Annotated in this window: 13 protein-coding genes and 2 pseudogenes; 9 read left to right on the top strand and 6 right to left on the bottom strand. The window is 62.0% G+C overall.

Annotated elements, in window-relative coordinates:
- Position 1: 1 nt before the first annotated feature.
- The 5 genes from FJ443_RS26465 to FJ443_RS26445 form a co-directional block, all read right to left on the bottom strand.
- A complete protein-coding gene (locus FJ443_RS26465) occupies positions 2-1,642 on the bottom strand; it encodes a N,N-dimethylformamidase beta subunit family domain-containing protein (protein WP_140666334.1) in 1,641 nt (546 codons plus the stop codon).
- 8 nt (positions 1,643-1,650) lie between these two features.
- Positions 1,651-2,415: an amino acid ABC transporter ATP-binding protein gene (locus FJ443_RS26460; protein ID WP_140493771.1), complete on the bottom strand. Its 765-nt coding sequence runs from the start codon at positions 2,413-2,415 to the stop codon at positions 1,651-1,653.
- Positions 2,412-3,071, bottom strand: a complete 660-nt coding sequence (locus tag FJ443_RS26455; protein ID WP_140561000.1) for an amino acid ABC transporter permease — start codon at positions 3,069-3,071, stop codon at positions 2,412-2,414. Before FJ443_RS26455 ends, FJ443_RS26460 begins: the two co-directional genes overlap by 4 nt.
- An 11-nt stretch (positions 3,072-3,082) precedes the next feature.
- Positions 3,083-3,730, bottom strand: a complete 648-nt coding sequence (locus tag FJ443_RS26450; protein ID WP_140564666.1) for an amino acid ABC transporter permease — start codon at positions 3,728-3,730, stop codon at positions 3,083-3,085.
- Positions 3,731-3,792: 62 nt separating this feature from the next.
- Positions 3,793-4,575 (bottom strand): ABC transporter substrate-binding protein, encoded by a 783-nt coding sequence (locus tag FJ443_RS26445; protein ID WP_140564664.1) that lies wholly within the window; start codon positions 4,573-4,575, stop codon positions 3,793-3,795.
- A 135-nt stretch (positions 4,576-4,710) separates the two neighbouring features.
- Here FJ443_RS26445 and FJ443_RS26440 point away from each other — a divergent pair, with 135 nt between their 5' ends.
- The 9 genes and pseudogenes from FJ443_RS26440 (at position 4,711) to FJ443_RS26400 (ending at position 12,333) form a co-directional block, all read left to right on the top strand.
- Positions 4,711-5,670, top strand: coding sequence for a LysR family transcriptional regulator (locus tag FJ443_RS26440; protein ID WP_140564662.1), 960 nt, complete (start codon positions 4,711-4,713; stop codon positions 5,668-5,670).
- 128 nt (positions 5,671-5,798) lie between these two features.
- Entirely contained in the window at positions 5,799-6,047 is a 249-nt protein-coding gene (locus tag FJ443_RS26435; RefSeq protein ID WP_006206067.1) for a ParB N-terminal domain-containing protein, read from the top strand.
- Between the two features lie 206 nt (positions 6,048-6,253).
- Complete coding sequence (locus tag FJ443_RS26430; protein ID WP_140656024.1) at positions 6,254-7,210, top strand: alpha/beta hydrolase; 957 nt, start codon at positions 6,254-6,256, stop codon at positions 7,208-7,210.
- 148 nt (positions 7,211-7,358) lie between these two features.
- Positions 7,359-7,753 (top strand): annotated as a pseudogene (locus FJ443_RS26425) (GFA family protein).
- Between the two features lie 244 nt (positions 7,754-7,997).
- A complete protein-coding gene (locus tag FJ443_RS26420) occupies positions 7,998-8,195 on the top strand; it encodes a hypothetical protein (RefSeq protein ID WP_140493757.1) in 198 nt (65 codons plus the stop codon).
- 257 nt (positions 8,196-8,452) lie between these two features.
- Entirely contained in the window at positions 8,453-9,325 is an 873-nt protein-coding gene (locus FJ443_RS26415; RefSeq protein ID WP_140666332.1) for an undecaprenyl-diphosphate phosphatase, read from the top strand.
- Between the two features lie 209 nt (positions 9,326-9,534).
- Positions 9,535-10,161 carry a transglutaminase-like cysteine peptidase gene (locus FJ443_RS26410; RefSeq protein ID WP_140583315.1) on the top strand — a complete coding sequence of 209 codons (627 nt, stop codon included), beginning with the start codon at positions 9,535-9,537 and terminating at the stop codon, positions 10,159-10,161.
- A gap of 132 nt (positions 10,162-10,293) precedes the next feature.
- Positions 10,294-11,079: a phosphodiester glycosidase family protein gene (locus FJ443_RS26405; protein WP_140666330.1), complete on the top strand. Its 786-nt coding sequence runs from the start codon at positions 10,294-10,296 to the stop codon at positions 11,077-11,079.
- 171 nt (positions 11,080-11,250) lie between these two features.
- Positions 11,251-12,333, top strand: a complete 1,083-nt coding sequence (locus tag FJ443_RS26400; RefSeq protein ID WP_140517671.1) for a GH25 family lysozyme — start codon at positions 11,251-11,253, stop codon at positions 12,331-12,333.
- On the opposite strand, the pseudogene FJ443_RS31830 reads toward FJ443_RS26400, so the two are convergent.
- Positions 12,331-12,520 (bottom strand): annotated as a pseudogene (locus FJ443_RS31830) (VOC family protein); the annotation flags it as partial. The gene FJ443_RS26400 and the pseudogene FJ443_RS31830 overlap by 3 nt on opposite strands.
- Positions 12,521-12,891 lie beyond the last annotated feature (371 nt).

Here is a 12,891-nt window from a genome sequence, read left to right as displayed (position 1 = left end):
GTCAGGACTTTCCGAGATAACGATCGAGGACATTTTGGGTAACGCGTTCGACCATCGGGTCCTGCCTCAGCAGGCCGGCGACCCATTCGCAGCTTCCGGCGTGAAAGACCTCGCCCTTGCCGCGCGGGAAACTGACGATCATGCCGTTGCCGCGTTTGACCTTTTCCAGATTGGCGTCGCTCCGATCGCCGAACAGCGTCTCGGCGCTGAAGCGACCATCCTCGTCGGTGAGAAACTGATCCTCGATCGGGATGTCGGCGCTTTCCTCGACCTGGCTGGCCATGCCGACGGCGAGAACCTGCAAGCCGTCCTGTGCGCCGCTGGTCGCGGTCGGGTAGGGAAGGCCGCCGCGGATTTCGAAATCCAGCCCGTCGACCTCATAGCCATAGACATGGCTGTCGGCGCCAAGCAGGTCGCCATAGTAGATGCCGGTTCCGGCAAAGGCCCAGTGCTCGGGCCGATACACGGGAAAGCCGCGCACGCCGCGTGGCGCGCAGCCGCCCCATCCGGCATAGAGGCCGCGTGTGGCGTTGAGCCCGAAGGTCGCCGAACCCGGCCGGCCGATCTCGGGCGCCTCCCAGGAATTGGTGGCGCGGGTGACGTCGCCGCCGCGATAGGCGGGGTCCTCGGCTCGGGCGCGGTATTTGTAGCAGACCTGCCGCCGGCCTTCATCCTCCAGCCGCGTCTGCCACATGAAGTTGCCGGCGAAGCGCGCCGCATGGCCGCCACGTTCGACGTAGCTGTCGACCGCATCGCGCATTTCCCAGGTCCAGTACTCGTCATGGCCGACAAAGACGGCGCAGTCGTAGCCATCGAGAATGTCGGGCGAGAAATGCAGATCGTGCTGGCTGGCGAGATCGACGGCGTAGCCCGCCCGTTCGGCGAAGCGGAAGAAATGGCTGTCATAGCTCGCCCAGCCCGACGAGGCGTATTTCTTCGAATGGCCCGTCGCAAGCGCCCATTCCATGTGAGGATAGCGCGGCACGGTCCTGGGTGGCACCGCGACCTCCAGCGGCACGCGCGGCGCCTCCTTGGGGAGCACGACAAAGCCGCGGCACCAGGGGCGCTGCGTCGAGACGATCGGAGAATATTGGTTACGGTCCGGCCCGGTGATGCCCTGGTAGTGATTGGAGCCGCCCCAGGTGTTGTAGGCGAGCCAGGTGCCTGTCGCCGCCACCTGCAGCACACGGCCTGGCTTCTTGCCGGGCAGGGGCGCGACGATGAAAAGATGATAGGATTGGATCGGCTTGCCGTCACGGCCGTCCGCGGTCAGCGTCACGCGATAGGCGCCGGACGGCCAGTCGCTGCCGACGCGGAATTCGAACGAGGCTTCCCAGCCGCAGCCTTCGGCCGAGCACTGGTCTGGACTTTCCTGCCAACGCGCCGGAATGCCGGACTTCTCGAATACCTTTGTCTCGGTGCCACCGTCGCGGACGATCGTCATGATGAAGGACGGAGCCGTCGAACTGACATGCAGCGTCACTGTCTCGCCGGCGCGATAGGAAAACCGGTCGCTGTAGCACCAGATTTCACCGCGCTCGCCATCCATACCTGGCCATTCGTAGTAGTGTCCGCGCACCGCGTGCCGGCGTTGCTCTGGCGTCAATCCGAAATCGGGGAATTCAGTGGTCAATCTGGTCATTGTCATGCTCAGGCTGAAAGGTATTTCTTGAGGAAGGTGCGGGTGCGTTCCTTTTGCGGGGCGCGGAAGATGTCGCCCGGCGGGCCTTCTTCCACTACCACGCCGCCATCCATGAACAGCACCCTGTCGGCCACTTCGCCGGCAAAGCGCATTTCGTGCGTTACGATGAGCATGGTCATGTGCTCGGCGGCAAGCTGCTTCATCACCGCGTTGACCTCGTCGACCAGCTCCGGATCGAGCGCCGAGGTGGCCTCGTCGAACAGCATCACCTTGGGCTGCATGGCCAGCGCGCGGGCAATCGCCACGCGCTGCTTCTGCCCGCCCGAAAGACGCGAGGGATAGGCGTCGATCTTGTCGGAGAGCCCGACCTTGGACAAAAGACCAAGCGCCAGCGCACGAGCTTCGGCTTTCGGCATGCTTTTCAGGATCACCGGCCCCATCGTGATGTTCTCGATCACGGTCAAATGCGGGAACAGGTTAAAGTGCTGGAACACCATGCCCATCTGCTGGCGCACCTTGTTGATGTGCCTTTCGAACGCCTGGCCATGCAGCTTCTGGTTGACCTGCAGGCCGTCCAGCCAGACCTCACCGCTGTTCAAACCCTCGAGATGGTTGATGGAACGCAGCAGCGTGCTCTTGCCGGAGCCGCTCGGGCCGATGATGGCGACGATCTGCCCACGTTCGACCGACAGGTCGATACCTCTGAGGACCTCGACGGCGCCAAACGATTTGCGTGCGCCGCGGACCTCGACCATCGGCCGCTGCGTGCTCATCGGGAAACCTCCACATGTCTTTCGAACCGATGCAGGGCCGCTTCGAGCACGAGGTTGAGAATGTAGTAGAGCGCGGCGGCAGTGATGTAGAATTCGAAAGGGCGAAACGTTTCGCTGATCGCCAGTTGCGCCGAGTGAACCAGTTCGGCAATGCCGATGACCGAGACGATGGAGGATTCCTTCAACAGCGCGATCAAATTGCTGCCGATCGGTGGCGCCGTGTTGCGGATGGCTTGCGGTATCACGACGTGGCGCAGCGTCTGCCACTTGCCGAAGCCGATGCTGCGCGCGCCTTCCGTCTGGCCGACATCGACGGCCACGATGCCTGCGCGGATGACATCGGCATTGTAGACGGCAAAATGCAGTCCAAGGCCGACAATGCCGGCCGCAAGCGCAGGGATGTCGATGCCGACCTGCACCAGGCCAAAATAGATCAGGAAGAGCTGCAATAGCAGCGGCGTGCCCATGAATACCCACATGAAGGCGCGTACGGGGTAGGCCAGGATTGCCGGCGCGTAAAGTACGATCACGGCAAAGAAGATGCCGCCGACGAAGCTGAGCGCTCCCGCCGAGACCGTCAGCACTGATGTCCACCAGGCGCCGGTCAGCAGAAGATCCCAGTAGGGCGCGATGACTGTGAAATCCAGGCCTTGCATCGTGTTCTGCCTCAGACAATCGCGAAGCGTTTGTCGAGCATGTCGACTATGCGGGCGACGGCATAGACCATGATCATGTAGAGCAGGGCCGCGACGCCGAAGATTTCGAACGGCTTGTAGGTGGAGCCGATGAAGCGCTGCGCGGTGTAGGTCAATTCCACGACCGAGATGGTGGACACCAGGGCCGAGCCTTTCAACAGCGCGACCGTGTTGACGCCAAGCGGGCGGATCATCAGCCGGGCGGCTTGCGGCAGCACGACCTTGCGCAAGGTCTGGAACCGGCCGAATCCGATTGTGCGGGCCGCCTCCGTCTGGCCCCGGTCGACCGCAACCACCGCGCCTCGGATTGACTCCGCCATATAGGCGCCGATGTTGAGGCCGAGGCCGATCACGCCGGCCGCGAACGGATCCAGATTGATGCCGATCTGCGGACCGCCGAAATAGAGCACGAAGAGCTGGATCAGGCACGGTGTGCCACGGAACAGGCTCACATAGAGCGTGCCGATGGCCCGCAGGACCGCCGATCTCGACATTCTTGCGGTCGCGGCCAGTGCTGCCACGGCCAGCCCCAGAACCAGGGCCAGCGCTGTCAGTTCCAGCGTCACCAAGGCGGCTTCCACGAAGAACGGGAAGACGCGCTGCATCAAGGAGAAATCCATGGAATGGCCCGGCGCAGTGGCTTTCGGCTTCAGGCGGCCTGGACCGCCGAAGCCTGGCGAAGTTAGCGGATGTCGCTGCCGACCCAGTGCATCGATATCTTCTCGTAGGTACCATCGGCCATCATGCCGTCCAGCGCCTTCTGCATGGCGGCCTTGAGCTCGGGATTGTCCTTGCGGATGGCGATGCCGATGGCGACGCTGCCGCCTTCGATACCCGGCGTGTCGAGCTTGCGTACCTTCTCGCCGGTCTCCTTGACGGCGACCATGACCGGAATGTTGTCGACGACGATGGCGTCGACGCGGCCCGCCTTCAGCTCAAGCAGCAATTCCGGCAGCCCCTTATAGGTGCGGATGTCCCAGCCGCCCTGTTGGCGCGCCCATTTCTCATGTGTTTCGCCGAGCGTCACGCCAAGGGTCTTGCCCTTGAGTTCGTCGAGGCTCTGCACCTTGGAATCCTGGTTGACGAAAACCGCACGGCCGGCGTGATAGTAGGGGCCGACGAAATCGACCACCTTCTCACGCTCCGGCGTGATCGTCATCGAGCCGACCACGGTGTCGTATTTGTTGGCGAGCAGGCCGGCGATGATGCCGTCCCAGGCGGTCGTGATGATGGTGCCCTTGACGCCGATACGCTCGGCGATGGCCTTGCCGATATCGGCGTCGAAGCCGACGACCTCGTTCTGGTCGTTGACGAAGTTGAAGGGGGGATACTGCCCGCTCATGGAAATCTTCAATTCGTCCGCCGCCTTGACCTTCTCGAGGTCATCGGCCCTGGCCGAGACGTTAGCGAAGGAAGACGCAAACAGCAGCGCCGCGACGGCAATGCCGGAAAATACCTTGTTCATTTGAAACCTGTCCTCTGGATGGAGCGCGAAGGCTTGTTCTTGGGAGGCGTTGGGGCGCACTCCTGACGGCAATGATTGCCTTTGCGGTAGCATTGCGCAAATAGATAATGGAAATAGGGAGCATAGATATCAGGAATGGCATTGCCGCGCCCCGAACGGCTGGTCTGGGATCTGGACTGGAACCTTTTGCGGACATTCGTCGTCATCGCGGAGGTGAAGAGCATAACGCGTGCCGCCGAGAGGCTGAACCTCAAGCAGCCAAGCGTCAGCAATGCGCTGCGGCGGCTGGAAGACCGGGTCGGCCGGCGGCTGGTCGAACGCGATGCGACGCGCTTCGAGCTCACCGAGGTTGGACGGCTTCTCTACGAGCAGAGCATCGAGGTGTTCGGCACCATATCGCAGCTGCCGCTCTTGATGCGCGGCATCAGCGACGATGTCACCGGCCACGTCATGATCGCGACCGCCAGCCATGTGGTCTCGCCGCTGTTCGATCGGGCGCTGTCGGAATTCCACCGCAACTATCCGCGCGCCAGCATCACCATTTCGGTCGCGGCAAGCACCGAAGTGGCCAAGCAGGTGAGGGAGCGCCGTGCTTCGTTTGGCGTCTGCCTGGTCAGCCAGCGCGATCCGGCGCTGCAATACGACATGGTCTATCGCGAGTTCTTCGGCTTCTTTTGCGGGCCGCGGCACAGGCTCTATGGGCAAACCGGACTGACGCTCGCCGATCTCCGCGACGAGCCGTCAGTATCGTTCCAGACCGACCATATTTCGGATGCGCTGCGGCCGGTCGCACTGTTGCGTAGCGAAGCACGGCTGAACGCCGATGTCGTGGGCGTTTCGTCCAGCCTGGAGGAGGTGCGGCGCATGATCGTCGCCGGGCTCGGCATCGGCCCGCTGCCGCTGCATGTGGCGCGGCGCGATGTGGCCGACGGCGCGCTGTGGCGGCTGCCGCCCTATGATGCGCCGCCGGCCATCGATATCTTCCTGCTGGTCAATCCGGACAAGGCGATGAACCGCGCCGAGAAGGCGTTGCTGTCAGGGCTGCAGGCGTTGATTGCCGAGACGCCGTTCGAGGACCGTATCTACAAAGGCTGATACGCAATATCGACTGCGCGGCGGCAGACAAACCCGGTTGCCTCCGCCCTATTCGTCGCCATGCCCTTGGCCCTCGTCAACAAAGCGACTATCTCAGGACAAGGCGGCGTTCCGCCCCGGGGGTCGACATGCTCAGAGTGCAGAAGGTCAAGGTCGACGACATCTACGTGCCGACGGCGCGTAAGAAGACGCTGCATCCCGAGACGGTCCGTCATCTCGCTGAGGACATTCTGGAAAATGGCATGAAGATGCCGATCCAGGTCCGTCACGACGGCAAGCGTCATATCCTGGTAGAAGGCCTGCATCGGCTGGAAGCGGCCAAGTGGCTCGGCGAGACCGAGATTGATGCCTATCTGGTGCAAGCCAAGCGCCACTGACGCGTCCTCGATTTCGCCGTTGATCCCCATCCACGGGAAAGCCCCGGAATTTCTCCTTGATGATGTCGGTTTGCATTTCGCTGGTTCGTCCTTGGGACGGAAGCCGGTCAGACCAATATTCTCGATCGGTTTTCGCCCAGGTTGGGGCCGATGCACCAGCCAGCTCAAGAACGCACCGACACACGGACAGACTGGAGGAGATCGATATGTCCAAAGCCCTGCTTTTCGCCATTCTTGCTTCGGCCACGGCGCTTCTCGCCTGTCCGGGCATCGCCAACGCAAACGAGGTAAAATCTGCCATGACGACCGAAGCGAAGACACCGCCGAAGCCTGAAAAATCCGGCCTGCTGCCGATCAACGGCCTGAATTACTATTATGCCGTCTACGGCAAGGGTGAGCCGCTGCTTCTGCTGCATGGCGGTCTCGGCACAGCGGACATGTTCGCCCCCATCCTGCCGAAGCTTGCCGAGCATCGCACTGTCATCACCGTCGACCTGCAAGGCCATGGCCGCACCGCGCTTGGCGACCGGCCGTTCACGCTGGAGGCGATGGGCGACGACATGGCTGATATCGTCAAACGGCTTGGTTACGGCGAGGTCGACGTCATGGGTTATTCGCTGGGCGGCGGTGTCGCCTTCCGGATGGCCGTCCAGCACCCCGAAACGGTGCGCCGGCTTGTGCTGGTCTCGACCGGCTATGCCGCCGACGGTTTCTATGACGAGATGCGCCCGCAGCAGGCGCAAGTGAGCGCGGCAGCGGCCGATTTCATGAAGGACACGCCGATGTACAAATCCTACGTCGCCGTGGCGCCGCATCCCGAGGAGTTCCCGAAGCTGCTCGATACGCTCGGCAACTTCATGCGCCAGAACTACGACTACTCGGCCGATGTTCCCAAGCTGAAGATGCCGGTCATGCTGGCCTACGGCGACAGCGACATGTACAAGCCCGAGCACGAGATCAAGTTCTACCAGATGCTCGGCGGCGGTTTGAAGGACGCCGGCTGGATGCGTGAAAACCTGTCACGGAACCGCTTGGCGATCCTGCCCAACCGCACCCACTACGACGTCTTCTTCGCTCCAGAGCTGACGGCCGCCGCGCTGCCGTTCCTCAACGGCGAGACCAAGGTGAAGAGCTGGGACGAGGTGGTCGGCGAAACCGAATAGCTTGCCGGCATTGGCTGCCGGCGGTCTCCCTTGAGGCGGCCGGCAGTTTTATCGCTGCAGTCGATGGGATCGTATCAATGCTTTTGAATTGACCCGATATCCGGCCTCGATAGTCTCGCATCAAATCTTCTCGGGAATGGATACGGCAATGGCTAACTATCAGGGCGGATGCCTGTGCGGGGCGGTGCGTTATCGCGCCGACGTCGAGCCCGTCAACGAACGCATCTGCCATTGTCGGCTTTGTCAAAAGGCGATCGGCGCCGCCTTCAATGCGCGTGTGCTGTTTCGCATCGACGATGTGACGGTCGAAGGGCCGTTGGCGACCGCGAACAGCTCGCCGGATATTAAACGCGGGTTTTGCCCAAGCTGCGGTACGACGATGTTTTCGCGGCGCGATGCCGCCGGCATTATAGGCGTCACCACCGGGTCACTCGACGATCGTCCGTCTTCAAGCCGCAGATGCACATCTGGACCGCCTCCAAGCAGCCCTGGGTGGTGCTCGATGACGGCTTGCCGCAGCACGAAGGCGCGCCGCCTGCCTGAGGCCTCCGGCCTCCCTTCCCGCCTTATGAAAGAAGGTGGATCGGCGCTTGAGCGCCGAAACCGATGAGCTGTGCCGGATGAAGCGGGCCAACAGAAGGGTGAAATTACGTGACCGTGACAAAAATTAATCGAAACAGTCACGAAATAACCGAAACAGTCACGCGAAAGCCGGCAAAGCGTCATTGGCGAGCCATCATTGTCTCCCTATTTAACCGGTGCGGGCCGGCATTCGAGGAGACGACGGATGAACGACAGCATCAGTACCCTGGACGAGCTTTTGAGCGATCCGATGGTCCTGCTTGTGATGGAGCGCGATCGTGTGCGCCCGGAACAGGTGCGCATGCTGCTCGAACGGGCGCGTCGGCCTTCCGTCGAGGAGCCGGTTGTGCCGCCGGCGCACGTGATCGCCAGGGCGTGCCAGAAACTCTGGCTGTGCCCCTGATCGCATCGTGATTTCCTCCAGTTTTTGCAGGCCGACCCGCCGGGCCGGTCTGGCCACTGCCTGGTGCTGCCAACGCGCCGAGGCGGCGCGGTGTTGATATTCGAACGCGCCTTCCGCACTCGCTGACGCCCATTCCCGGGTGCCAGTTCACAAATCCGTAAATTGATTTTCCGTCCCATGGCGGTATGGCTTGCCCAGGGGCCGATCGCCCCAGTCGTTCCCCGCGCAACTCCGATCTCTCTGACATGGAATTCGACATGGCCGACAGCTGCATGCAAGGCATGGACATGGGCTTTGTCGGCCTGGGCTACGCCAAGGTCGCATTTCTCGGCTTGGTGCAAGGCATCACCGAACTGCTGCCGATTTCCTCGACCGCCCACATGCGCGTCGTCCCGGCGATGCTGGGCTGGCAGGATCCCGGCTCCGCTTTCTCCGCCGCCATGCAGCTTGCGGCCCTCGCCGCGGTGATCAGCTACTTCTGGAACGATGTCAGGGACATCCTGTCCGGTTCGGTCAGTGCCTTGAAACGGCGCGATTTCGCCGACCGACATTTCCGGCTGGCGCTCTGGATCGTGCTGGCGACGATCCCGATCGCCATCGCCGGCGTGGCTCTGTCTGGCCTTCTCAACGCCTGCAATTCGCCGCTGCGCGGCCTCGGGGTCATCGGCTGGGCCTGCATCGTCATGGCACTCCTGCTGGCGCTGGCCGAACTCCGTGCCCGCCATGCGCGCACCATGGGCCAGGCATCCATGGCCGATGCGCTGCTCGTCGGCATCGCCCAAATCGGCGCATTGATCCCGGGCGTCTCGCGGTCCGGTTCGACCTTGACGGCAGCACTGGGGCTCGGCTTTAAGCGGGAAGAAGCGGCGCGCTTTTCATTCCTGCTGGGGCTGCCGGCCATCGCACTCGCCGGTCTCAAGGAGGTCTGGGAACTGCACAAGGCCCATCTCGATGCCCATGGCTGGTCGATCCTCGCGGTCGGCCTGGTGGTTGCCTCGCTATCCGCCTTCTTTGCTATATGGAGCCTGATGCGTGTGCTGGAACGCTTCTCGGCCTGGCCTTTCGTCATTTATCGCGGCGTGCTCGGCATCGCTTTGCTGCTGGGCCTGGCGATGGGATGGCTTGCCTGAAGCAATCCCGGAAAAGCGCGCAGCGGTTTTCCGCCGACTTCAGACAAGGGACTAAAAGGCAACTCCAGGAACGTGCGAGCCGGTGTTGCTTCGGCGCAACCCCGGTCGGGCATGAGTCGATCGCCAAAGATGTGATCGGCCGCCTTCATTGACTCCAGGCAAAATCCATCTTTAACGTTCTGTTAACAAAAATAGATGGGTGGGGCCGTATGGCATCCTCGGTGGGTTGGCGCCGCAAGGCGAGGGGTTTGGGGTTTGCGTTTGCGCTGACGGCTTTTTGTTCGGCCGCGGGTTTGGCGAATGCGGGACCGCTTTCCATGACTATCGGCGGGCAAACCTCCCAGCCGATCGGGCACTATGATTTTTGCAAGGTCCATTCTGCCGAATGCTCCATCCGCTCGCCCGCCAACGCTCCGGAGAGCATGACCGGCCAGCTGTTGCGGGAAATTTCCGCCGTAAATCTCTCGGTCAACACCCGCGTCAAGCCGATGAGCGACATGGACAACTACGGCAAGGATGAGTGGTGGGCCTACCCCGATAACGGGTTTGGCGACTGCGAAGACTACGCGCTTGAAAAGCAGCGCGAACTCCAGGCCGCCGGCATTGCCATTGCCAATCTGCTGATGACGGTGGTGCGCAAGCCCGACGGCGAAGGCCACGCAGTGCTTACGGTGCGCACCGACAAGGGCGATTTCATCCTCGACAATCTCAGCGACAAGGTTCGCCTCTGGAACCAGACAGGCTATCGCTACCTGAAGAGACAGGCGAGCGACAACAGCGGTCGCTGGGTTTCCATCCTTGGCGGCGACGAGCGGCTCGTCAGCTCTGTTCAATGATGTCGCCGATGTCTTGCGTCGGCAGCCGCATGTCGACCTTGGCCGTTTGATCCATTCCCGCTTGGGACCGTTCTTGCGTCGTGCCGGCGAATGCTGGCGGCGGCTCGTTGGAACTGGAAATCCGGTGCGCGCATGGATCTTTTGACTGTCCTCCAATCCGCGCCATTACTGCTCGCGCTGATCAAGACCGCGCTGCCGTCGGCGGCGGCGATCGGCATGGGGGTCGGCCAATGGTTCGCCTCGTTGCCGCCGTGCCGCGACCTCGTCTTCGAGGCCACCAGCTACCTGGTCTGCGAGGTCGATCCCAGGCAATATCGGATCGAATTGTTCTGGAAGGATCCGGCCGGCAAGCCCTATCAATCGCTGCACAATCTCGACGATGCCCAGCGGCGGGCCGGGCGCACGATGCTGTTCGCCATCAATGCCGGAATGTACCATCCAAACCTCGCGCCGGTCGGCCTGTATGTCGAGCGCGGGCAGGAACTGGCCTCGGCGAAGGTCGGGTCGGGAAGCGGCAATTTTTCACTCCAGCCCAATGGTATTTTCTACATCAGCGACGGCAAGGCCGCGGTCCGCGCGACAAGGGATTTCCTAGAGAAGCGTCCGCCCACCGATTATGCCACGCAGTCCGGGCCGATGCTGGTGATCAACGGCAAGTTGCACCAGAAATTCCGGGCCGACAGCACCTCGCGCAAGACGCGCGACGGTGTCGGGGTGCGAAAGGACGGCGTCGTCGTCTTCGCCATTTCGAATGGCACGGTGACATTCCATGCATTCGCACGCCTGTTTCGCGACGGGCTCGGCTGCGACAATGCGCTGTTCCTCGACGGGTCGATATCGAGCCTGCTCGCGCCGGCCATCGGCCGCAATGACGACTACTGGAACCTGGGGCCGATGATCGGCGTCTTCAGGCGATAGGATCGGCAGGCCTAGATTGCGCTTGTCACCGCGCACGGCCGACACTCGGAACCGTGCCCAAGATGCTTAAAAACTTGATTCAATCTTTATTGGTAATTTCTCGTTCATAACTAGACCTGGTTTGTCCGTCGGCCGTTGCCTTCGGTCTGTTGTGTTTGAGTACAGGTCCAGATGCGGTTACCAGGCGCCGTCAGTTTCGTGATCGCAACGCTGTGCCTTGCCGGCTGCTCGTCGACATCCGGCATGGACGCGCTGGACATCCAGAAGCCGTCGAACGAGATCACCAACTCGGTGGTGCGACCAAGCGCGCCGATCGCATCCGCCCCAGTGACCAAGGCCGAACGGAGAATGGCAGCCGAACGCAGGATGGCGGAAGCCATGCCGGTGGACGAGAATGTCCGACCTTACGGCCTGGCGGAGGAAGAGACGGTGGCGTTTCCGGCGCCCGACCTGCCGGACAGCGTCGAGCCGCCGGTCGTCGAGCCGGCGGCGCTGGTATCGCCGCCGAAGCTCTTGTCGCGGGCGGCACCGCCGATGCTGGCCGGGCCTGTCACGCGCTACGGCTTTCGCGATGCCAAGCCGATCAATTTCGGCCGCTCCTCGCCCCGCCACCTTGCCGTGCATGGTGTCGACGTGTCGCGCTGGCAAGGCAACGTCAACTGGGAGAAGCTGCGCGCCCAGGGGGCCAACTTCGCCTATATCAAGGCGACCGACGGTGGCGACCATCTCGATCCGATGTTCACCAGGAATTGGCGCAACGCCGACGCCGCAGGGCTGAAGCGCGGCGCCTATCACTTCTTCTACTGGTGCCGCACCGCCGGCGAGCAGGCCGACTGGTTCATCCGCAACGTGCCCAGGGTCGAGGGCGCCCTGCCGCCGGTGATCGATGTCGAATGGAACGGCGAATCCAGCTGCAAGCGGCGCCCGTCGCGCGAGAAGGTGCTGGAGAAGATGCAGGTGTTCATGGACAAGCTTGAACGCCACTACGGCCAGCGGCCCATCATCTACACCGCGCCCGATTTCTACCGCGACAATCTCCGCGGCGAATTCCTCGATTATTCGTTCTGGCTGCGCGCCGTGGCGCAGCACCCCTCAAAAGTCTATCCCGGCCGCAAATGGCTGTTCTGGCAATATTCCGGCTCCGGCCTGTCGCACGGCGTAACCGGCCGCATCGATCTCAACGTCTTCCACGGCGACGAACGGCAATGGCGCGCCTGGGCCGGCGGCCGGCAGATGGTGGCCGACGCGGATTGAAGACTCATTGATCATCGCCTCGATGTTGTAGCATCGGGATCAAGCACGAAGCAGGCGTAGTAATTCACCCCGTAATCCGGCCGCGGGCCAGGCGCGCCATTGTCCTTGGCACCGCCTCAAGTACCGCGCAAAAGAAGGCCTCTACCTCGGCCCGGCCGCGCACCCGAAAAGCGACATGCAGATGGGTAGATGATGCGAGATAAATCAGGAATATTTGTGCGCCGATATCATTCTTTCATCAAGCGTACTCGAAAAATACAGCTGCCTAGTGACGGTGATCTGGTCGAGTTCTGTGCTCGCTGTACACTCCAGCTGTTCTTGACGAACTTAATAAGTTCGCTTTCATATTCAGCCCCCACAGCTGCTCCCGAACTTTCAGGAGGGACTAAGGCAGCTCGCACAGAACGGCTCCGCGACTTTCGTGCTATGTTCACCAGCGTTTGCTTGGGATTAGCTAGCGTATCCAGAGCCACCGGAATTCTGGATTGACTAACAGAAAGCCATTCCGCCGCGGCTTCGTGATCAGCCAATATCCAAGATTCGATAGCTCGCGTTGCT

Origin of the sequence: Mesorhizobium sp. B2-6-1, assembly GCF_006440475.1 — a bacterium.
Lineage (GTDB): Bacteria > Pseudomonadota > Alphaproteobacteria > Rhizobiales > Rhizobiaceae > Mesorhizobium.
This window is presented reverse-complemented; position numbering and strand designations above follow the sequence as displayed.